Origin of the sequence: Sulfurimonas sp., assembly GCF_050296975.1 — a bacterium.
GTDB lineage: Bacteria > Campylobacterota > Campylobacteria > Campylobacterales > Sulfurimonadaceae > Sulfurimonas.
The window spans coordinates 78,930-96,945 of sequence record NZ_JBNKRX010000002.1; the positions used below are offsets into that span (position 1 = coordinate 78,930).

26 protein-coding genes and 5 tRNA genes are annotated in these 18,016 nt (G+C 29.2%); 19 read left to right on the top strand and 12 right to left on the bottom strand.

Annotation, left to right across the window (positions count from 1 at the left end; translation table 11 throughout):
* Entirely contained in the window at positions 1-1,686 is a 1,686-nt protein-coding gene (gene ilvD / locus ACQY56_RS00565) for a dihydroxy-acid dehydratase (protein ID WP_428737404.1), read from the bottom strand.
* A gap of 141 nt (positions 1,687-1,827) precedes the next feature.
* Here ilvD and ACQY56_RS00570 point away from each other — a divergent pair.
* From ACQY56_RS00570 to ACQY56_RS00590, 5 genes are all read left to right on the top strand, one after another.
* Positions 1,828-1,902 (top strand) — tRNA-Gly (locus ACQY56_RS00570).
* A 36-nt stretch (positions 1,903-1,938) separates the two neighbouring features.
* A tRNA-Leu gene (locus ACQY56_RS00575) sits at positions 1,939-2,025 on the top strand.
* 19 nt (positions 2,026-2,044) lie between these two features.
* A tRNA-Cys gene (locus tag ACQY56_RS00580) sits at positions 2,045-2,118 on the top strand.
* Positions 2,119-2,145: 27 nt separating this feature from the next.
* A tRNA-Ser gene (locus ACQY56_RS00585) sits at positions 2,146-2,234 on the top strand.
* Between the two features lie 26 nt (positions 2,235-2,260).
* Positions 2,261-2,335: transfer RNA gene (locus tag ACQY56_RS00590), tRNA-Asn, on the top strand.
* 94 nt (positions 2,336-2,429) lie between these two features.
* Here ACQY56_RS00590 and ACQY56_RS00595 read toward each other — a convergent pair.
* The 6 genes from ACQY56_RS00595 to ACQY56_RS00620 form a co-directional block, all read right to left on the bottom strand.
* Positions 2,430-2,741, bottom strand: a complete 312-nt coding sequence (locus tag ACQY56_RS00595; protein WP_428737405.1) for a hypothetical protein — start codon at positions 2,739-2,741, stop codon at positions 2,430-2,432.
* Between the two features lie 2 nt (positions 2,742-2,743).
* On the bottom strand, positions 2,744-3,559 hold the full coding sequence (locus tag ACQY56_RS00600) for a J domain-containing protein (protein WP_428737406.1): 816 nt from the start codon (positions 3,557-3,559) through the stop codon (positions 2,744-2,746).
* Positions 3,560-3,562: 3 nt separating this feature from the next.
* A complete protein-coding gene (locus tag ACQY56_RS00605) occupies positions 3,563-5,062 on the bottom strand; it encodes a type IV secretory system conjugative DNA transfer family protein (RefSeq protein ID WP_428737407.1) in 1,500 nt (499 codons plus the stop codon).
* A gap of 151 nt (positions 5,063-5,213) precedes the next feature.
* On the bottom strand, positions 5,214-6,059 hold the full coding sequence (locus ACQY56_RS00610) for a relaxase/mobilization nuclease domain-containing protein (RefSeq protein WP_428737408.1): 846 nt from the start codon (positions 6,057-6,059) through the stop codon (positions 5,214-5,216).
* Entirely contained in the window at positions 6,056-6,421 is a 366-nt protein-coding gene (gene mobC / locus ACQY56_RS00615; protein ID WP_428737409.1) for a plasmid mobilization relaxosome protein MobC, read from the bottom strand. Before mobC ends, ACQY56_RS00610 begins: the two co-directional genes overlap by 4 nt.
* A 17-nt stretch (positions 6,422-6,438) precedes the next feature.
* A complete protein-coding gene (locus ACQY56_RS00620) occupies positions 6,439-6,669 on the bottom strand; it encodes a hypothetical protein (RefSeq protein ID WP_428737410.1) in 231 nt (76 codons plus the stop codon).
* 167 nt (positions 6,670-6,836) lie between these two features.
* On the opposite strand from ACQY56_RS00620, the gene ACQY56_RS00625 reads away from it, so the two are divergent.
* The 4 genes from ACQY56_RS00625 to ACQY56_RS00640 all read left to right on the top strand — a co-directional run bounded on the left by ACQY56_RS00625 (position 6,837) and on the right by ACQY56_RS00640 (position 9,550).
* Positions 6,837-7,052 (top strand): hypothetical protein, encoded by a 216-nt coding sequence (locus ACQY56_RS00625; protein ID WP_428737411.1) that lies wholly within the window; start codon positions 6,837-6,839, stop codon positions 7,050-7,052.
* Between the two features lie 99 nt (positions 7,053-7,151).
* Positions 7,152-7,370: a hypothetical protein gene (locus ACQY56_RS00630; protein WP_428743697.1), complete on the top strand. Its 219-nt coding sequence runs from the start codon at positions 7,152-7,154 to the stop codon at positions 7,368-7,370.
* The gene (locus tag ACQY56_RS00635; RefSeq protein ID WP_428737413.1) at positions 7,367-8,503 is read left to right on the top strand and encodes a hypothetical protein; all 1,137 of its coding nucleotides are present in this window, start codon (positions 7,367-7,369) and stop codon (positions 8,501-8,503) included. Before ACQY56_RS00630 ends, ACQY56_RS00635 begins: the two co-directional genes overlap by 4 nt.
* A gap of 105 nt (positions 8,504-8,608) precedes the next feature.
* Positions 8,609-9,550 (top strand): hypothetical protein, encoded by a 942-nt coding sequence (locus ACQY56_RS00640; RefSeq protein WP_428737414.1) that lies wholly within the window; start codon positions 8,609-8,611, stop codon positions 9,548-9,550.
* A 185-nt stretch (positions 9,551-9,735) separates the two neighbouring features.
* On the opposite strand, the gene ACQY56_RS00645 is transcribed toward ACQY56_RS00640, so the two are convergent.
* The 3 genes from ACQY56_RS00645 to ACQY56_RS00655 form a co-directional block, all read right to left on the bottom strand.
* The gene (locus ACQY56_RS00645; protein WP_428737415.1) at positions 9,736-9,990 is read right to left on the bottom strand and encodes a hypothetical protein; all 255 of its coding nucleotides are present in this window, start codon (positions 9,988-9,990) and stop codon (positions 9,736-9,738) included.
* A 381-nt stretch (positions 9,991-10,371) separates the two neighbouring features.
* Positions 10,372-10,674 (bottom strand): hypothetical protein, encoded by a 303-nt coding sequence (locus ACQY56_RS00650; protein WP_428737416.1) that lies wholly within the window; start codon positions 10,672-10,674, stop codon positions 10,372-10,374.
* Positions 10,675-10,746: 72 nt separating this feature from the next.
* Positions 10,747-10,992 carry a helix-turn-helix domain-containing protein gene (locus ACQY56_RS00655; RefSeq protein ID WP_428737417.1) on the bottom strand — a complete coding sequence of 82 codons (246 nt, stop codon included), beginning with the start codon at positions 10,990-10,992 and terminating at the stop codon, positions 10,747-10,749.
* 257 nt (positions 10,993-11,249) lie between these two features.
* Between ACQY56_RS00655 and ACQY56_RS00660 the strand changes: the two genes are divergently transcribed.
* The 10 genes from ACQY56_RS00660 to ACQY56_RS00705 all read left to right on the top strand — a co-directional run bounded on the left by ACQY56_RS00660 (position 11,250) and on the right by ACQY56_RS00705 (position 16,372).
* A complete protein-coding gene (locus ACQY56_RS00660; RefSeq protein ID WP_428737418.1) occupies positions 11,250-11,492 on the top strand; it encodes a hypothetical protein in 243 nt (80 codons plus the stop codon).
* 121 nt (positions 11,493-11,613) lie between these two features.
* Entirely contained in the window at positions 11,614-11,826 is a 213-nt protein-coding gene (locus ACQY56_RS00665; protein WP_428737419.1) for a hypothetical protein, read from the top strand.
* Positions 11,827-11,889: 63 nt separating this feature from the next.
* Positions 11,890-12,099, top strand: coding sequence for a hypothetical protein (locus ACQY56_RS00670; protein ID WP_428737420.1), 210 nt, complete (start codon positions 11,890-11,892; stop codon positions 12,097-12,099).
* A 227-nt stretch (positions 12,100-12,326) separates the two neighbouring features.
* Positions 12,327-12,449 (top strand): hypothetical protein, encoded by a 123-nt coding sequence (locus ACQY56_RS00675; protein WP_428737421.1) that lies wholly within the window; start codon positions 12,327-12,329, stop codon positions 12,447-12,449.
* A gap of 480 nt (positions 12,450-12,929) precedes the next feature.
* Positions 12,930-13,181: a hypothetical protein gene (locus tag ACQY56_RS00680; protein WP_428737422.1), complete on the top strand. Its 252-nt coding sequence runs from the start codon at positions 12,930-12,932 to the stop codon at positions 13,179-13,181.
* 93 nt (positions 13,182-13,274) lie between these two features.
* The gene (locus ACQY56_RS00685; protein ID WP_428737423.1) at positions 13,275-13,466 is read left to right on the top strand and encodes a hypothetical protein; all 192 of its coding nucleotides are present in this window, start codon (positions 13,275-13,277) and stop codon (positions 13,464-13,466) included.
* A 150-nt stretch (positions 13,467-13,616) separates the two neighbouring features.
* Entirely contained in the window at positions 13,617-13,763 is a 147-nt protein-coding gene (locus tag ACQY56_RS00690; RefSeq protein WP_428737424.1) for a hypothetical protein, read from the top strand.
* A gap of 92 nt (positions 13,764-13,855) precedes the next feature.
* Entirely contained in the window at positions 13,856-14,569 is a 714-nt protein-coding gene (locus ACQY56_RS00695) for a hypothetical protein (RefSeq protein WP_428737425.1), read from the top strand.
* Between the two features lie 19 nt (positions 14,570-14,588).
* Positions 14,589-15,353, top strand: a complete 765-nt coding sequence (locus ACQY56_RS00700; protein ID WP_428737426.1) for a metallophosphoesterase family protein — start codon at positions 14,589-14,591, stop codon at positions 15,351-15,353.
* Positions 15,354-15,361: 8 nt separating this feature from the next.
* Positions 15,362-16,372, top strand: a complete 1,011-nt coding sequence (locus ACQY56_RS00705; RefSeq protein WP_428737427.1) for a hypothetical protein — start codon at positions 15,362-15,364, stop codon at positions 16,370-16,372.
* 810 nt (positions 16,373-17,182) lie between these two features.
* Here ACQY56_RS00705 and ACQY56_RS00710 read toward each other — a convergent pair.
* On the bottom strand, positions 17,183-17,530 hold the full coding sequence (locus ACQY56_RS00710) for a hypothetical protein (protein WP_428737428.1): 348 nt from the start codon (positions 17,528-17,530) through the stop codon (positions 17,183-17,185).
* A gap of 20 nt (positions 17,531-17,550) precedes the next feature.
* On the bottom strand, positions 17,551-17,979 hold the full coding sequence (locus tag ACQY56_RS00715) for a hypothetical protein (protein WP_428737429.1): 429 nt from the start codon (positions 17,977-17,979) through the stop codon (positions 17,551-17,553).
* Between the last annotated feature and the right edge of the window lie 37 nt (positions 17,980-18,016).

Sequence of the window (18,016 nt, forward strand, 5' to 3'; positions counted from 1 at the left end):
CTATAATTCTGTTTTTAATACTGCACCATTTGATGCGTTTGATACTAATATCTGGTATCTTTTTAACCATTTCGATTTTACTTCGTTTTTGTACGGCTTCCATGTAGCACGTCTTTTTTCAAGCTCTGCTTCATCTACATTAAGTTGTAGTAGGTGTGTATCTACATCAATCTCGATCTCATCGCCATCTTCGATAAGTGCAATAAGTCCACCCTCAGCAGCTTCTGGAGAAACGTGTCCTATGGAAGCCCCACGGGTCGCTCCTGAAAATCTTCCATCGGTTATAAGTGCTACACTCTCACCAAGTCCCATACCTTGGATAAGTGCAGTCGGTGCTAACATCTCTTGCATACCTGGACCACCTTTTGGACCCTCGTAACGGATAACTACAACATCCCCAGCTTTTACTTTTTTACTCATAATCCCAGTAATCGCCTCTGGTTGTGAATTAAAACAGATAGCTTTCCCTTTAAACTGTCTCATTGAAGGCATAATTCCAGCTGTTTTAACAACTGCACCCTCTAGTGCTAAGTTACCAAAAAGGATAGATAAACCACCAACTTGTGAGTAAGCATTTTCATTTGTATGGATAACTTCTGTATCTTTGATCGAAGCATCCGCGATACGCTCACCTATAGTCTCGCCAGTTACTGTTGGATTATCTAAGAAAAGTAATTCACCACGACGACTTACCTCTTTCATAACTGCATTTACACCACCAGCACGATTGATATCATCCATATGTACAGTTGAGAGTGATGGGGAAATCTTAGCAATATGTGCAACTTTATCCGCAATCGTGTTGATCTTTGCAATATCAAAATCAACTTCCGCTTCTCTTGCAATCGCTAACATATGCAGTACTGTATTTGAGCTACCACCCATCGCCATATCTACAACAAATGCGTTGTGAACAGCTTTTTCATTCAATACATTTCTGATGTTATACTTGCTGTCATTTGCTTTTGCCATCTCAACTACACGCTTAGCAGCTTGTTTTACAAGTTCAATTCTTTCAGGAGTCATCGCTAAAATAGTTCCATTACCCGGAAGTGCGATCCCCATAGCTTCACATAACGTGTTCATAGAGTTTGCAGTAAACATACCAGAACAGCTTCCACCCGATGGACACGCTTCACACTCGATCTCGTAAAGCTCCTCTTCACTCATTTTTCCATCGTTAAATTTTCCAACTGCTTCAAAAGCCGTAGCTAAGTCGATTGGCGTTCCATCTTTTTTATGTCCAGCTGGCATTGGTCCACCAGAAACAAATACAGTCGGAACATTAACACGAAGAGCACCCATGATCATACCTGGAACAATTTTGTCACAGTTAGGTATACAAATCATTGCATCTAACTTGTGAGCGTTCATAACAGTCTCAATCGAATCTGCAATCAACTCACGAGATGGTAGAGAATAAAGCATACCGTCATGCCCCATTGCTATACCATCATCAACACCAATGGTGTTAAACTCAAAAGGAACACCACCAGCCTCACGTATAGCCTCTTTTACAATACGACCATACTCTTGTAAGAAGAAGTGTCCTGGAATAATATCTATAAAACTGTTTGCTACACCGATGAATGGTTTGTCGAAATCTTCATCTTTTAAACCTGTTGCACGAAGCAAAGAGCGGTGAGGGGCTTTATCAAACCCTTTTTTGATAGTATCACTTCTCATAAAAATCCCATTTATATAGTTTATATAAACGGGATTATACCATCTTTTAATCTCATTTTTAAATTTTTTGAAAAAAACTCTTTACAAAGCGAAAAAAAAAAGATATAATTTCGCCTCACTAACAAAGAGTGAACCTAAAATGCGGGAATAGCTCAGTGGTAGAGCACAACCTTGCCAAGGTTGGGGTCGCGAGTTCGAACCTCGTTTCCCGCTCCATCATTTTAGAATGTTAAACTGTGATACACTCACGATGCCCGGGTGGCGAAATTGGTAGACGCAGGGGACTTAAAATCCCCCGGTAGCAATACTGTGCCGGTTCGAGTCCGGCCCCGGGCACCACTGATAATTGACTGAAACTGGTGCCATCGCCAAGTGGTAAGGCCGCAGCCTGCAAAGCTGCTATCCCCAGTTCAAATCTGGGTGGCACCTCCAGTTTATCATCAAACTTACAAACAACGTGGATCTTTGGCTGAGTTGGTCGAAAGCACCGGTCTTGAAAACCGGCGAGGGTCATACCTCCCTGGGTTCGAATCCCAGAGGGTCCACCATATACATTAAAAATACATACAAACATTCCGGATTAGCTCAGCGGTAGAGTAGGTGACTGTTAATCACTTGGCCACTGGTTCGAATCCAGTATCCGGAGCCACTTCAAATACACCTAATTCACGAGCTTTGTAGCTGTTTCAAATAAAACATTTAAGTTTACTAAAAAAATCATTAGTCCTTACTTAGTCCTTGTTCTACCATCTTTTAGGAACAACACATCCAAAAAGTAGAGTAAAAAATCCTAGTCCTAGTAGAGTATAGTTTAAAAAACTGCCTTGTTCTTGTTGCATACCTACGGCTGATAAAAGTGTAGATATTAGTATGAGCCAATAGCCACTTTTTTTTCTTAAAACTAGAGTGATTATAATGATAGAACCAATTATGGGTATCACGAAGGGATAGATTGAAGAGGCACCTGTTTCATGTGTAATTGCTCCAAAAAATAAAGGCATAAACAATATTAAACTTGTTGCTAAAAATAATCCTCTAATTAGTAGTTCAAACATTACTATTTTCCTTTTATTCTACAAATCTCTTCATAGGCTTTATTTATCTTTTGTGAAATTACGGTTGCTTCTTCGATATTATCAGGGTTCACATCAGGATGGTATTTTTTCATAAGCTTATTTTTTGCTTTTTTGATAGTTTTTAAGTCATCATCTCGTGAAACTCCTAGGATACTAAAAGGGTCGCTAGAGTCAAACTGAGAGTTTGAACTGCTTGAAGATTTTCTTTGCTGATTTGAGTTGTTTTGTGAAGAATGACTTTGTTTATTTGATTGAGAATACTCTTGTTTCTTTTGATATTTTTGCTGTTGTTCTTGCCTTTTTTGATGTTGTGTTTCATCATAAAACTTATTCTCTTCAAATGAAGAATATTCTCTTTGTTTTTGCTCGTATTTTTCGTAATTAAATTCATGTTTTTCTTTTTTAAATGACTGCTTAAATTCTTGAAAATTGAAGTTTTTAACTGCTATAAAAAGCCCTATAATCCACTTGAAAAAATTGATTGTTTTGTAATACACAGACAGATAAAGGTAATATCCATCCACTCCAATTTGTTTAAGTATGAAAAGTTGTACTTGAACATAGTTGTAAGTGAATTTAAGATGTGGTAGTATCATACCTACACCTATGAAATTCCATCCACTTGTTGGAGTAGATAGAGTCAAGAATAAACCAATTAGAAATGTTATTATTCTTGCAAAGCCACTTTTAGCATGGTTAGAAAAATATGAAGCTACAAAGATAACAAGTAAAATACCGACTATGAGTTGCGGATTGACTCCAAAGAGATTGTAAAAAAAACTATTAAATGCTTCCACTTGCTAAACCTCGTAATCTAAATCTATATATTCAACATGATTTTCATGAGTCTTAGTATGTACTTTAGCCTTTGGCATTTTAGAATAATTTTTAAGTAAAAAATCTTTGTAATAAGCTTTGAGTTTTATTTTTACAGGTAGCTTATTTGCCATAATAAAAAGAGCTTCATCATCTGCCATTGTTCTAATCTCTGTTGGGTTCATAACTTTTCCATCTTTAAAAAAGCTATTGCCATCTATTCCAGTTTTAATACTGGTTATATCGCCAAGTATTTGTGAGAGTGTTTCAGTTGTCGTATGATCTGCACCTGAGTAAAATAATTTAGAAGCTATACCACCATTTAAAATAGTGTTTGCATTAGCTTTACCATATCTGTTTTGTAATTGTTCTATAGATTGCAAGATTATTGAAATTGAGATGTTATATTTTCTGATAGTAGTGATTGTAGTATCAAAGTTTGGCAAGTTTAAATTCCCAAACTCATCAAGTAGACAATAAATTGGTAAATCACTTTTTGATGGTAGCTTTTCCATCATATAATTAAAAAATTGAGAGTAAAAAATGTTTTGTAAAAAGCTATATTGTTTTTGTTTATTGGCAGGAATTTTGATGTATAAAACAGATTTTTCTTTTCTAAAATTATCAAAATTGATAGTGTGAGATGAAGTTAATTTCTCCAAATTTTCATTTATACCAATAGGGGAAAGTGCTATATTTGCAGTTGATACCATACTTAAAATTGTAGATGGATTTCCTTTTACAAATGCTCTAAATTCATGGTAAGTTTTATCATCAGCTAGGGTATTAACTAAATCGTCTAAGTCTCTACCATCACTTCCATAGTTATTGACTAAATATCTTACATTTGCAAGGTTGATATATTGATGGTTTTTTGTTGCAAGTAGAAGTTTTATAATGATTGATATAAGAGATTTTGCTCCATTATCCCAAAATTCATTTTCACTGCTAGAACTATTATTACTTGTTTTACTTGATGCTATAAGTGTGTGTACTAACTCATCTATTTTTGAAGTATCACTTGCATAATAAAGTGGATTATATGAGATAGAGTCTTCCAAATTTTCAGGGTCTAAAACATAGATTTTGTAGCCTTGTTTTTCTAAATAACCGCTTGTGAGTTCATAAAGTTCGCCACTAATATCAGTAATAAGCATAGAACATTGTTCAGATGATAATTTTAGGATATTTGGTATAACATAGTTTGTTGTTTTTCCTCCACCAGTTCTACTGATAAGAGCTAGATGATTGAAGCTCTCTTTTTGAGATAATCTAAGCTTATTGCCATCTATATATAAACCTTTGTTAAAAGTGGAAAAGAGTTTATTTTTTTCTCTTTCGTTCATAAAACCAGTTTTTGAAAAACCTTTAAAAAGTATTTTAAAAATATGAGTGATAGGATTCAAAATATTGAGTGTAAATTTGGAAGTCTTATCCCGTGTCTCTAAAGCACTAAAGCCTAGTGTTTTAAAAGAGTTTTTCATAACTGAGTAGATTATAAAAATAAAAATGACTAATCCTAAAAGTTCCATTCACACCTAAAAGCAAATTTTTGCTTTTTACCTTTCTGTAAAAAATAATGATTTATTATAACGAGAAATGTGTGATTTATCTCTTGGCTTTAATTCTTCTTTTTCATCTTGAGTGGTTTCTATCTTGATATTTATGATTGTTTGTTTCTCTTAGATTGGCTCTTGATTTTTTTGTTTGTGTCCGTTTTTCTTCTCTTTTTTCTACTCTTTGGATATTCATAAGAGTTTGTCTGTAGCTTCTATCAAGTCCTAAAGTTTTGAGTCTATATTTTTTATTTTCAAAGATTACACCTATAGTTGAAGCTCTTGAATATATGCTAAATCCTTTGTTTCTTAGAGCATTTTCTAAGTATTTTTGAGAAGTGCTATTTAAAAAGATTTTCTCTAGCTTATCTCTTAGATACTCTTTTTTGGGAGTTTGATTTCTTTTGTGTTTCATCTCTTGTTCAGCTCTTGATGTTTTGAGAATATCTTGCTTATTTTCATAGATATAAGTTTTTGATAAGTGTAGATATTTTTGATTTTTGTACTCTTCAAGCTCTTTTTGTACTTCTTTAAAATGAGTTTTAGTAAGTCTTTTTCTTTTGTCCTTTTGTATTTCATTTGCACTAATAATTAGATGGATATGTGGGTGTCTTGTGTCATTATGCACAACTGCATAAACAAGATGGTTTTCAGCTCTTAGCTGAATATATTTTTTAGCTAAATCAAATAACATCTCTCTTGAATTTTCTAACTCTTTTTCAAGTGATATTATTTCATGATAAAGATAGACTTTGCCACGAGAATTTTTAAGATATTTTGCATTTTCTAAAAACTCACGAAGCAGTTCTTGTTTTGTTCTTCCATACATATTAAAGCTTCTTGCTTCAAAACTTTCTTCTCTATGTAGATAGGAAAAAAGTTGTGAGAAACTATTTGATTTTCTACTTGTTGATTTTATAATCATGATTTTTTTGTAACGAATTTTTTAAATTCATCCTCATAATGCTTTAGGGAAGATATTAAAATATCAATATCAACTACCTTGCCTATATGTGTTTTATGAGTAAGCTGATTGAGATTATTTGCTATCCCTCTGCTGATAAGAATATATTGTTCAATATACTCTTTTTCTTCTATAGTTAGGAGCGGTTTATCATTTTTGTTTAAAAAGTTAGTGATGATATGTTTTGCATAAGAGTTTACAGACAAATCATAACTAAGGCTTTTTTTTCTAAGCTCTTCATAGAAGATATTAGTTAGAGGGAAAGTGATGATTTTATTTTTTTCGTGATAGAGTTTTTTATACTCCTGTTGATATTTTGACATAGTTTTTGCCTTAAAAATTATAGAGTTTTTATAACCTGAGAACAATAATATTTTGCAAGTTCAATGAGCGGATAAAATATATCCCCATTACCTTGTTTGATATATGAACATCCAAGACCATTTTTTCTTAATCTATCAAGAGTTGAAATAGATTGACCTGTTTCACGAGACATCTCTTTTTTTGAAAGAGCTATTTTTTTGTATTTTGAGTAGAGAGTTTCAAATACTACTTTTTCATCTAAGTTCATAATATGACTCCTTATATTTTCTTATTCTAATTTTTACATATAAAAAGTTAATTAATACTTAGTAATAATATGAAAATATAACTAAAAAATGATTTGAAGAGATTTGATTAAATATTATTAAATAAATATTTATACTAAGTATAATATAATAGCTCTAAAGGATAATTATGTCAGAGAAAACAAAAAAAGCTGGAAGACCACCGCTTCGTGATGAAAGCGAGAGAAGAGATAAGAAAGTAATGCTTACTTTTACAGAGAGTGAATATGAGCATTTAAAGAATATGCAGACCTTACTCAATCGCCAAACTCTAACATCTACTATTCACTTTTTTTTAGATAGAGGGATGAAGAGTTTAGAAGATGAATTTAGTAGAGGAAGATAGATTTATAAAAATTTGCATTTTTATAAATTAAGATTATATTAACATAAAAATATTAGAATTACATATATTTTAACCCTTAAGGATTTTATATTTATGTTTATGTCTGTAGAAGAATTTCTTGAAAAAAATGGTGAACCTTTAAGTCAAGAAGGTAGACGATTAAGAGCTAAACATAATAGATATTATAAAAGACCACAACTAAAACCTCAACAAAAAAGTGATTTTTTAAAAATAAGAAAACTTGACTCATTACCTCATGAAAGTCTTATAGATAGAACAAAAGAAAGAGTTTGTCGTATTTTTGCAAGGATAGCATGACAAAAAACAAAAGAGTAGGCTATACCGAAAATATTAAGTCTTTACTAGATGAAAATAATAATATTCAAGAGTTGTATGCTCATTTAAAAAAAATAAAAAAAGAGTATCTTGAAAATCCTAGAGATTATGTTAAAGTAAAACATTATTTGAATATTTTTGAAAAAGAAAAAATCAAGTTACATAATTTATATCATAAATCTTCTTTTAAATTTTTTTTAGTTTTCAAAACTTATCATAGTTTAAAACAAATAAAACACGATTATAATAGTATTCGTAATCAGTTAAATAACGAAATTGAAAGTTTAAGAGCTGATTTTTTTTATATAGCAATTAAACAATTGTTGATATTAATAGATGTCTATAAAACAAATTTAGAATATAATAAAAACAAATTTTATTATGAGATTGTAGAATTATCAGAAAAAAAGAATATTGTTTCAACAGAAACTTTTTTACATAAGTTATCTCAAATAGAAAAAAACTTTGAAACTTTTTCTAAAAATCAAATAGAAAAATATTCTACATCTTTTTCAAATATTATAGATAATTTGAAAGAAAAAGAAAAAGTTGATGAACTAAAAGAAATTTATGAAATACTAGATGAAATATTTTATGAACTTCTTGCTCTACAACAGAGTTTTCAAGAGAATAAAACAAGTTATTATATTCCTTTTCGCAAAAAATCTAGGTGGTCAATTTTTAATATCACATATACACATGTTATAGCTTCATTAGCTTTGATTGTTGCAGCTGTTGTAGGGTACCTCTCTTTATCAAATAACACTACTACAATAACAAATAAAGATAATAGCAGTATTGAAACTAAAGAGTATTTTCTAGTTTTAAATAGTGATGTAAAGCCTTATGAAGAAAATAAAAAAGATATATTTAATAGTTCATGTTCTATAAAAATACATAAAAATTTCCCTAGAGCAGAACATAAATTTTCTAAAAATAGCTATATCTTAAATCCAAAAACTAATGAAAAAAGATATTGTTTTGGATATATATTTCATGATTTAAATATCTCTAATAAAGCTTTTAACTTTGCATATAATTTACACAAACATCGTTTTGTATTAATTGTAAATTCAAACAAGGATAATTATAAAATCCAATATAAACCAAATTGATTAAATTGTTTAATGATATAGTTTTCTAACAATTTGCCAAATTTCTGAAATAAAATTACTTTTTTAAATACAATGTTTCCTTAAACTTTAACATAAGGAAACTCAATGTCTGCTATTTTAAATTTCTTAGAATCTACTTTCAAAGAAAAATCGTTACCGCTTATATATTTAGTTGCTGTTCTATACCTATTTTCTATAGATATAGTAGTTTTAATCCTTTTAGGTTATCAAACAAAAGATATATTTTATCTTCTTGATATGCAAAAAATTATTTTACTTAATACTATTATCTTAACTTCCTTTACAATGCTTATGGTAATGATAAAAAAGCATTTCATTGCAACGAGTACCATTGTTATTTTATTAGCTGTATTTTATGCAATGTCATATGATTTAGATATTAATGATTTTTTGAATCCAATTATATTTCTTTATGCTTTTTTTGTTGCTCTAGCTCATAAAGCATATGATAACTGGGTTTTACCTTGGATTGATGATAATTTATTAAAACTTAGTTTTGTGAATGCAATGATAGGTTTAATAATTGCTACATTAACAGCTTTATATATTGATAAAAATTTAGACCAATGGAATAATGCAAAATTGGAAGATGGTAAAATTGTTTTGAATCGAACATCAACTCCGTGGTTCATTGTTCAACCAAAATCTTTTAATCCCATATATTTGCAGTCTTTAAATCAAGATTTAAAACTTTTTGTAAACTCAAATTTTGCAGAGTCTTTTTCACAACAAATATATAAACAAGATGAAATAATTGATAGTGATTTTATTTATATTCCCCATGATGGTAGTTATATAAATAATAATATCATTACAATATATTATTACAATATAGATGATATTAAAAATATCTTTTTTATTAGTGATAAAAATGGAAAAACTATTTTACATACTTTAATCACTAAGGCTATCAATAAAAATGATATGAGTAAAGGTTATCAATTAATTTCAGAATACTCACATGAAATTAAATTGCACAACACCATAACTCAACAAGCGGAAGCAAGTGAGGTTAAGGGTCTTTAGGGATAGGATTTATCCTAGTCTCCCTAAACAAGTTTCGCATTTGTGATTTGAATTCTATAGAATTCAAGAGCATATGCAAACTTGCTCTATTGCTTTGCAATAGACTATTTGCTCTCTGTGGAATTCTTGAGATTTACTTCATCTAAAGTTTTCTTGAGAACATTTTCCCATGATGGTTGGAAAAATCATACTATCTCACTTTGTCTATTTCTTTTTACTTGAAGTTTGATTTTATCAATAATAACGAAATGTTTTTTTTGACGATAGATACAAAATACTTTTGGCTTTTTAGTTAAAAGTATTTTTTTCATTATTGGATTTAAAACTCCCAGTTCTTGAAAAAAAGCATTGTTTATAATTGTCTCTATGATATTGATAGCACTTGTTCTTTTGTTATCACAGGTATTTGTTATATCATCTATATAAAAACTATGATGCACTAGATCATAGTAGTATGTAAAATATGTTCACTCTGAATTTTCAGGCAAAGCATTTTTAACATACACCGATTTTAAAACAATATCTTTATCTGCGATTTTGATTTTTAATAAATTGCGGAATAAGCTCATTTTGAAAAATGATTAATAATAAAGTGTGTCGCGACATAATAATCCTAACACACTTTTAAAAATTCTGTCAAATAATTAACTATGTTTTTTGGCTTAAATTAGCGAAATATACAAGAGTGTAGATGTCAATTTTTTGGAACAAAAAATTGTAAAGACTAAGTCAAGCTTTACAATTTTTTATTATATTGATGGGACATTAACTAAACCTTAAATTTTAGGGATGATTTTTATATTACTACTTTTGAAGTTTATTTATTTATCATCTTCATCGTACTCTGCTTCTATAATGTTAAATGTTTCTATAGGTTCTATATTTGTAGGGATTTTTGTCAATTCTGTACTTGATGTAGTTCCATGTACCGATATGTAATAGGTTGTTTCATATTCAATTATCCCTTCATCTGTTTCTAATGTATATGTTTGAATAAATACTTCATTATCTTCTCTAGAAGCAGGTTCGGATATTTTTATTATTTCTCCACTTGTTATATCAGTAGAATCATATGTTTTGATTTCATTATTGATTTCATAAGAAAATTCACCTGTAAATTTCATATTACACCTTTATATTGAATTTCTCAATTATACATTCTCTAATATTTATTTTCTATCAAATTTTTTTTAATATCACTTCAATAACTCACAAACATCAACTTCTAAAACCTCTGCTATTTTGTATAAATGTTCTATGTTAAAGTGCTTGTTGTTTAAGCAAATTTCAGCCATTGAAATAGTTCCAACTGCTTTATGTCCTATTGCAATCGCTAGAGCTAATTGAGATACACCTTTTTCAGTTCTCACATCTTTCACATTTCGCCCAATTTTCTTGTAAATTTTGAGCATTTTTTTATCTGTAATAGTAGTTTCTTTCATTCTTTACCTACCTATAGTTAAGCTAACCATAAGTATATGAGCTATAGAATATCTCAGCAACTAACTATAGTTAGTTGCTGAGGGGGGTAAAATTGAATGATGAGTTATGAATGTTGGGCTTACATAAATGGAAAGCCTGAAAAAATGGTAAAGGTAACGGCAAGTAGTAAAGATGAAGCAGAGTCATTAGCATGGCAAAATTTAGTAGTTTAGGTATTAAACCAGACTATGTAAATTGTAAATAAAAAGGTTGATAGATGTCTATAGATGATATGTTTGATGATGTTCAAGAGAAAATAAAAAGTTTGAATGTTGGAATTTTAAACCCCTCAAATGTACCATCCCACTTTACAGCTAGTCAATGTAATGATATGGGATTTTTGAGTATGGAATTAAGTTCTGTGATAGATGATTTTAATAAATCAAATAAATATGAGTCTGACTTAAGAAAACTTTCCGATGAAGTTGATGATATTGAATACAGAGCAAAGAGAATATAGGAGTACAAAATGGCAGAAAAAAAACATCAAAAAGGCGATAAGCCAAAAACAAAAAGCGGTGAGCATAAAAAACAAAAACAAGGTGGCAATGGCTCAAAAAAATGGTAATTAGGAGTAAATCATGAAAACAATATTTTTATTTTTTACAACACTTTTTTTAGTTTCCCAAGTATATGCTAAAGAGTACACTAAAGCGGAAGAAGAAGCAATGCTTCAAAATCTTTTGAAAATGTGTGAAGAAACTGAAAGTGCTAAAAAGGTAAATAAAAAATTAGATGAAATAGTAAATGTTCTAGAAAAAGACAAAAACAATACAAAGGCTATAAGAGAATAGTTTTTTAGTATTTTAAAAATAAGATACAATATATTTATGTAAATATATTTAAAAGGACTCTCAATGAAAAACTTACTACTCTCAGTACTATTACTCTTTTCAACGATAGCCTTTGCTAAAGAGTACACTAAAGCGGAAGAAGAAGCAATGCTTCAAAATCTTTTGAAAATGTGTAAAAAAACTGATGAAATGAAAAAAGAAACTGAAAGCATTAAAAAAGTAGGTAAAAAATTAGATGAAATAGTAAATGTCATAGAAAAAGACAAAAAATAAAAAAGGCTATAAAATACTAGCCTTTTTTTTGCACCACATCAAAAAATATGATAACATCTATATAACTCCTAAAATCTTACAAATTTAACAATCCTTTTATGTGAATAGAATGAATGTCATCCCATATAAATGAATGACCTAGTTTAAAAGACACACCCGAATATCAAAAGAAGCTCGATGAAAGAGTTAAAAAAATAGAGCAAAATGAAAAAAACTATAATCATTTAGTGAAAGTAAATGATGTTTTAAATGTGCTTGATGTATCGAATGAGCAAGAAGATATATTAAGACCAAGACTTGAAACCTTAGATAATGAAGTTCTTAAAAGTTTGACTACAAAAACAAGATGAGAGATTTTTGCTATTTTAAAAAATCAAGAATCAGAAGCCCAAAACAAAGAGTATCAAAAAACTAGCGAAAAATATCAAAAGATCAAAAACATACTTCCAAAGTGAATTTATGATTGAGACCCAAAATTTGATAATCTAGTAAAATGATTCTATAGTTTTGAAAAATTACAAACTCTCGAAAACTCAAATGAAAACAATCAGAAAAAAGTTGAAGTTTTAGAAGTTGTGCTAAACGAGTTGAAAAATTGAGATGTTTTAAAATCTATCATCAACGAATTAGGTTGAGCTAATCCAAACAATCCACAATACCAAGAATTCAAAAATACCTTAATAGATTTAGACCCAAGTTTTAAAGATATTTTAGAACCTTTAGAAAGAATAGACAACAAAACAGCATTTGATACAGATGAAATTATAAAAGATGTTGAAAAATCTAGTGGATGAGTAATAGATATAGACCTAAAATCATCTACTTCAAAAATGAGACTTATAGGAAGTGATTATGCTTTTGAAGAAAAACTAGATAAACAAGCATTAAATGAAATAAATAGTGAGTGTGCAAGAGAGATGGATGATTTTAAGAACGGCTTCGCCGTTCTTCAGGGAGCATATGCTCCCTTTGGTGGCTTATTAAAAAATCTAGCACAAAATTGGGATGAAACAAAAATCGCTGAGAGTATCTCCAAATCTTTTTCAAATCTTGATATGAGTGTTTTTAGTAAACTTGAATGAGTTTATGAAGATTTACCAATTGACTCAAATATACAAATATCTCAAGCAGATATTTACTCACTAAAAGATGTCAAAAGTGAAGCAGAGCTTAGATTGAAAATTGAAAACATACAAGACAAGTTTAAAAAAATAGAACTTGAAATGACAAAGATAGAAAAAACTATAGTTCAAAAATACAATGCTGAATTTAAAGAACTACTACAACAAAAAAACGAAGAGAAAAAGAGACAACTAAAACTTTTAAAATTCTTCAAAGCTATAGGGTTTGACATAATCTCTAAATGAAAAACAGATACGATAATTTCCTTTATAAACAGAGGAGCTTGAAAGTTTGGACTTGATTCTCCAATTGATTTAAAAACTGGGAATATAGGTTTTAATAAGGACTTCTGAGATAAAGATATTAGCTCACTAGAAAAAAAGCATTTTATCAAGTTGTTTAACAAAATGCTTGGAAGTGATGTTGTAAATGAAAGTATAGCAAATGGTACAACTGCTTTGAGTAGTGAAGCTATTAGTAAAATTCAAAAATTGAGTAATAAAAATGTTGGGTTTTTTGAGGGAAATTTGGAAGGGGGATAAAATTGATTAAGCATTTATTTTATGATAAAAATATGATATATTTTTGTTAATATTAGTGTCATAGTATTTTATAAGTAGAAGAGGAAAAAATGATGTTTAATGATATGACTTTAGAAAAGCAACTATTTAAACAGCTTGAGTTGATAAAAGATGAAATATCATTAATGCGTAGCATATCATTTGTTCCTTGCAAAACTGATTTTGATGATTATAATGGTGTATATAACTTAACAGGGGTAGTATTATTCGCAGATTTTGGAGGTACCACTAATCTGATTGATTATCATGATACAAAATTTTCATCATGGTTATTAAAGTCATATTTAACAATAGTTGCTAATATAATTAAGCATTCTGGTGGAGTTATTACAGCATTTGAGGGAGATGGAATTATGTCTATTTTTACTGGAGATACTAAAGAAAATAATGCTGTAAAATGTGCATTTCAAATCCATTGGGTAGTATCTAATATTATTCAGCCTCAAATTGATACTTTATTTCCTGAACTTAAATACAAGATGGGGCATGTTATTGGAATTGATTCCTCAGGCCTTTCAGCTGTTAAAACAGATATATGGGAACATTATGATCTTCTTTGGATAGGGAGAGCTGCAAATTATGCCGCGAACTTTACACGAATTAATGAAAAAGAATTTTCAACATATATTACTTCATCTGTGTATCTAAATTTATCTGATGAATTTTGTCAAGATTTCGTTTACAGAGATAATAATGAAATAGATAGTTTTGAGTCAAGTTTGATTGAGATATATAGTTCAGGAAAAACAATCCCTCTTATTAATTAAATTAGAAAAAAGGAATTTTATGAAAATTGCAATAATTTCGGATATACATGCTAATAACTCTGCTTTATCTGCTGTATTAAAAGATATAAACATAAATAAAGTGGATTTAATAATTTGCTTAGGTGATGTTGCAACTTTAGGTCCTTCTCCAAGAGAAGTTATAGCAACATTAAAAAAATTAAATTGTCCTTGTATTATTGGAAATCATGAGGAAGCATTATTTTATCCTGATAATGCAGAAGAATATGATATCAAAGGAAAACTACTAAATGACACTATATATTGGTGTTTGGATAATATTGACTCTAGTGATTTAAATTTTTTAAAAAAATTTGAATCGACAAAAATAATTGATTTAGATAATAACAAAACTATGTATTGTTATCATGGTACACCAAGTTCAACTACAGGTTCTATTTATTCAGAATCTGAAGAAGAACAATTAGATAAAATTTTTCAAGAAGTTGGGGAGACTATTCGTATTGCTGTAGGAGGACATACTCATGTTCAAATGGTTAGGCAATATCGTAATATGTTTGTAGTTAATCCAGGCAGTGTCGGTTGTGCATTTAAATTTCCCTTTAATACACCACCTTCTGTTCCATCTTTATCACCTTTTGCAGAATATGCGATTGTAGAGAGTAGGGATGATAACTTATCAGTACAATTAAAAAAAGTTTCATACGATATAAAAGAATATATTACAACACTTAAAAATTCTACTCTTCCATTAAAGGATTGGTGGTTAGATGAATATTATCAGCTAGGGCATAAAATAGGTTAACTGAAATTATGGTTAAAAAGAATAATCAAGATAAGATATCAGTAGAGCAAAAATATACATATTTAGAACAAATAAGAGATTACACATATAAAGATGTTGTACTAGCAGATACAAAAGCAAGTTTTGCCCTTACGATAGTTGCTTTTTCTTTAGCGGCTTTAGGTGTTTTATTTGATGAAATTATGAATGTAGATGAAACATGGAAAAACTGTGTTGATTTTTTTTGGATTTCAGGCTTATTTTTTTCAGGAATTTCTGTATTTTCTGCAATGCTAACAATACTACCTCGTTCCTATATTTCTCATGAAATTGCTAATGATTCTAATAATTGGGTACATTTACACCCTAATCGTTGGAAAAGTATTAAAAGAAGATTTTTGGATGCATATTATGTGATTACAGAAAATTTTTGGCAAAAACAAACAAAAGGTACATCACAATCATTAAACATGTTAATAAATAGTAAAAGTAATGATGTAATGGTGAAAAGTCTTTACGAGTCTATGTTGAGAGCTTTACTAGTTCAAAACTTAAAGTTTTTATGGGTTGGGAAAGCACTATTATTTGCTTTTATATCTTTTTCTTTTATTGTCTCTTCTCTTTTTATTACATTAATAGTTTCTTCGAATAATAAGAAGATTATAGACCATAATACTACTAATTCACAAATTATATCAAACATTGATACTACTAAGACGAATATTAAAAAAAATGAAATTAAATTAGATAGAATGGTTCAAATAGTTGATACATCTTTTATTAATAAGAAAGATAAAGTATATTTTTTACAAATTGCTTCAAGCAAAAGCTTGTTTACTCAACAAGAAAAAAATAGCATATTTAAAAAATACGAACATATATTTAAACACTACCCAATATATAAAATAATAGAAAAAAGAATAAAAATTAAATCTAATTATTATTTTTGTATTGGTGTAGAATTAAAAGAAAAAGATGGAAAAAGATTACAAAAAGACTTGCTTGTTTTTTATCATAAAAAAAGTATACTATATAATTAGTGTTGTGTTACATTATGAGATTACTCATAATTTTTTTAAAAATTTATAAGTAGCAATTACAATTTTTTACGAGTAAAAGTACTATAAAAAGAGGTAAAAAAGGCTTAAATACCCTCTTTCTCAAACTTACTTTGAACCTCTTCTGAACTAAACCAAATATGACTATCTAAATAATTTGTAAAAATTGTATACTCTTTATCATCCTCAGTTTTAAAAAGATTCTCATTAGTCTTAATAAACTTTTGTGCTAGTTGTTCAAGAGCTTCATAGATATAAACATTTATATCCGCTTTGGGATGTCAATATGTAGCTTCTACCATCTCACAAGTATCATTAAAATCAAGATTATGTTTTTCAACTACATTAATTAAGAATTCTAAATCTAGGGGCTTTGCATCTAGTAAGTTTCAAAGCATTGTAAAAAGTGTTGATGTTTTCATAATATAAAAATTATAAATTTAAAATACTAGGACGATTAATCCCACCGATTAACTACAATGCGATAATAAGTGTCAAATGTAATATTTTGCCACCTTTGAAGTTCTATATGCAAAATATGGTTTTTGAAAAAATTGGATATTTCTTGTTGTTGATGTACTGACTTTTGATGATTTTTCAGGAGTTAAATATTTTCAAAAAACATTTTATACTTATTAGTTTTAAGAGGTGCTTTTTGGATTGAGTCATTAAAAATTTAGACAAGAAAAAAACACCCTTAAAATCGCATATTGTATGATTTTAAAGGTGGTTGATTGACCCCTCGTTGATATTCCTATCGGGGAAGTTGGATGAAGTGCTTGAGGATGAAAATTATTCTACTAGCTCGTTTAATACCAATACATAAAAAGGTATTCTTGGTTTCATTTCTATATCTAAATTTATAAAAATTTCTCCAACTTTATCAACAGCTTCTATAACTTTCTTTTTCTCTGTCAAAATCCAATCTACCTCTTCAATCTCCAAAATTTCTTTCATTGCATTAACTACTGTTCTATCCTCTGAAGCTTGAGTCACATAAGCAACCCATTTTTTATCATCATCATTCACTCTTTTCTCAGGATTAGAAATCATATTATATAAAGGTTCAATTTTGTCATATTCAAAGAATCCTTTTATATTTTCTTCTATATACTGCTTTACTTCATCTAGTTTGTACATTTATACTCCTTGTTTATTTTTTATCTATTGTCTGCATCAATTAGATACGACCAGTTATTATTTACTGCTCCATGAAGCCATTGACCTTTTGATACAATTAACTTATCGCCTTTTTTCATAGTTAAATCTACATAGGGAACATATCCTGAAGAGGTATGATGTCTAATCGTTCTTACACTAGGATTACTAGTAAAAGAAAATTCTAAATCTGAACCTACATGTTTTACAATATATGTCCAGTTTGCTTTCGCTTTATCATTACTTTTTATTCCATCTTGTGTATACTTATCTCTATCAACACACTTTCCAACTGCATCACAATTTCCAGTACTAGATGATGAAGAACACTCACAAACTTGAGAACTAGGACACTCCGAATCATTCCAGCATCCAGCATTTAAATTCAATACTACAAGAGATAGAATTACCACAGATTTAAAATACTTCATTGTACATCCTTTAAATAAAATTCATTCCCATTATATC

Excerpts from the sequence above, each read along its gene's own strand:
- ilvD (WP_428737404.1), bottom strand. The coding sequence starts at position 1,686 with ATGAGAAGTGATACTATCAAAAAAGGGTTTGATAAAGCCCCTCACCGC.
- ACQY56_RS00595 (WP_428737405.1), bottom strand. The coding sequence starts at position 2,741 with ATGTTTGAACTACTAATTAGAGGATTATTTTTAGCAACAAGTTTAATA.
- ACQY56_RS00605 (WP_428737407.1), bottom strand. The coding sequence starts at position 5,062 with ATGAAAAACTCTTTTAAAACACTAGGCTTTAGTGCTTTAGAGACACGG.
- ACQY56_RS00610 (WP_428737408.1), bottom strand. The coding sequence starts at position 6,059 with ATGATTATAAAATCAACAAGTAGAAAATCAAATAGTTTCTCACAACTT.
- mobC (WP_428737409.1), bottom strand. The coding sequence starts at position 6,421 with ATGTCAAAATATCAACAGGAGTATAAAAAACTCTATCACGAAAAAAAT.
- ACQY56_RS00620 (WP_428737410.1), bottom strand. The coding sequence starts at position 6,669 with ATGAACTTAGATGAAAAAGTAGTATTTGAAACTCTCTACTCAAAATAC.
- ACQY56_RS00625 (WP_428737411.1), top strand. The coding sequence starts at position 6,837 with ATGTCAGAGAAAACAAAAAAAGCTGGAAGACCACCGCTTCGTGATGAA.
- ACQY56_RS00630 (WP_428743697.1), top strand. The coding sequence starts at position 7,152 with ATGTCTGTAGAAGAATTTCTTGAAAAAAATGGTGAACCTTTAAGTCAA.
- ACQY56_RS00635 (WP_428737413.1), top strand. The coding sequence starts at position 7,367 with ATGACAAAAAACAAAAGAGTAGGCTATACCGAAAATATTAAGTCTTTA.
- ACQY56_RS00640 (WP_428737414.1), top strand. The coding sequence starts at position 8,609 with ATGTCTGCTATTTTAAATTTCTTAGAATCTACTTTCAAAGAAAAATCG.
- ACQY56_RS00650 (WP_428737416.1), bottom strand. The coding sequence starts at position 10,674 with ATGAAATTTACAGGTGAATTTTCTTATGAAATCAATAATGAAATCAAA.
- ACQY56_RS00655 (WP_428737417.1), bottom strand. The coding sequence starts at position 10,992 with ATGAAAGAAACTACTATTACAGATAAAAAAATGCTCAAAATTTACAAG.
- ACQY56_RS00660 (WP_428737418.1), top strand. The coding sequence starts at position 11,250 with ATGTCTATAGATGATATGTTTGATGATGTTCAAGAGAAAATAAAAAGT.
- ACQY56_RS00665 (WP_428737419.1), top strand. The coding sequence starts at position 11,614 with ATGAAAACAATATTTTTATTTTTTACAACACTTTTTTTAGTTTCCCAA.
- ACQY56_RS00670 (WP_428737420.1), top strand. The coding sequence starts at position 11,890 with ATGAAAAACTTACTACTCTCAGTACTATTACTCTTTTCAACGATAGCC.
- ACQY56_RS00680 (WP_428737422.1), top strand. The coding sequence starts at position 12,930 with ATGAGACTTATAGGAAGTGATTATGCTTTTGAAGAAAAACTAGATAAA.
- ACQY56_RS00695 (WP_428737425.1), top strand. The coding sequence starts at position 13,856 with ATGTTTAATGATATGACTTTAGAAAAGCAACTATTTAAACAGCTTGAG.
- ACQY56_RS00700 (WP_428737426.1), top strand. The coding sequence starts at position 14,589 with ATGAAAATTGCAATAATTTCGGATATACATGCTAATAACTCTGCTTTA.
- ACQY56_RS00705 (WP_428737427.1), top strand. The coding sequence starts at position 15,362 with ATGGTTAAAAAGAATAATCAAGATAAGATATCAGTAGAGCAAAAATAT.
- ACQY56_RS00710 (WP_428737428.1), bottom strand. The coding sequence starts at position 17,530 with ATGTACAAACTAGATGAAGTAAAGCAGTATATAGAAGAAAATATAAAA.
- ACQY56_RS00715 (WP_428737429.1), bottom strand. The coding sequence starts at position 17,979 with ATGAAGTATTTTAAATCTGTGGTAATTCTATCTCTTGTAGTATTGAAT.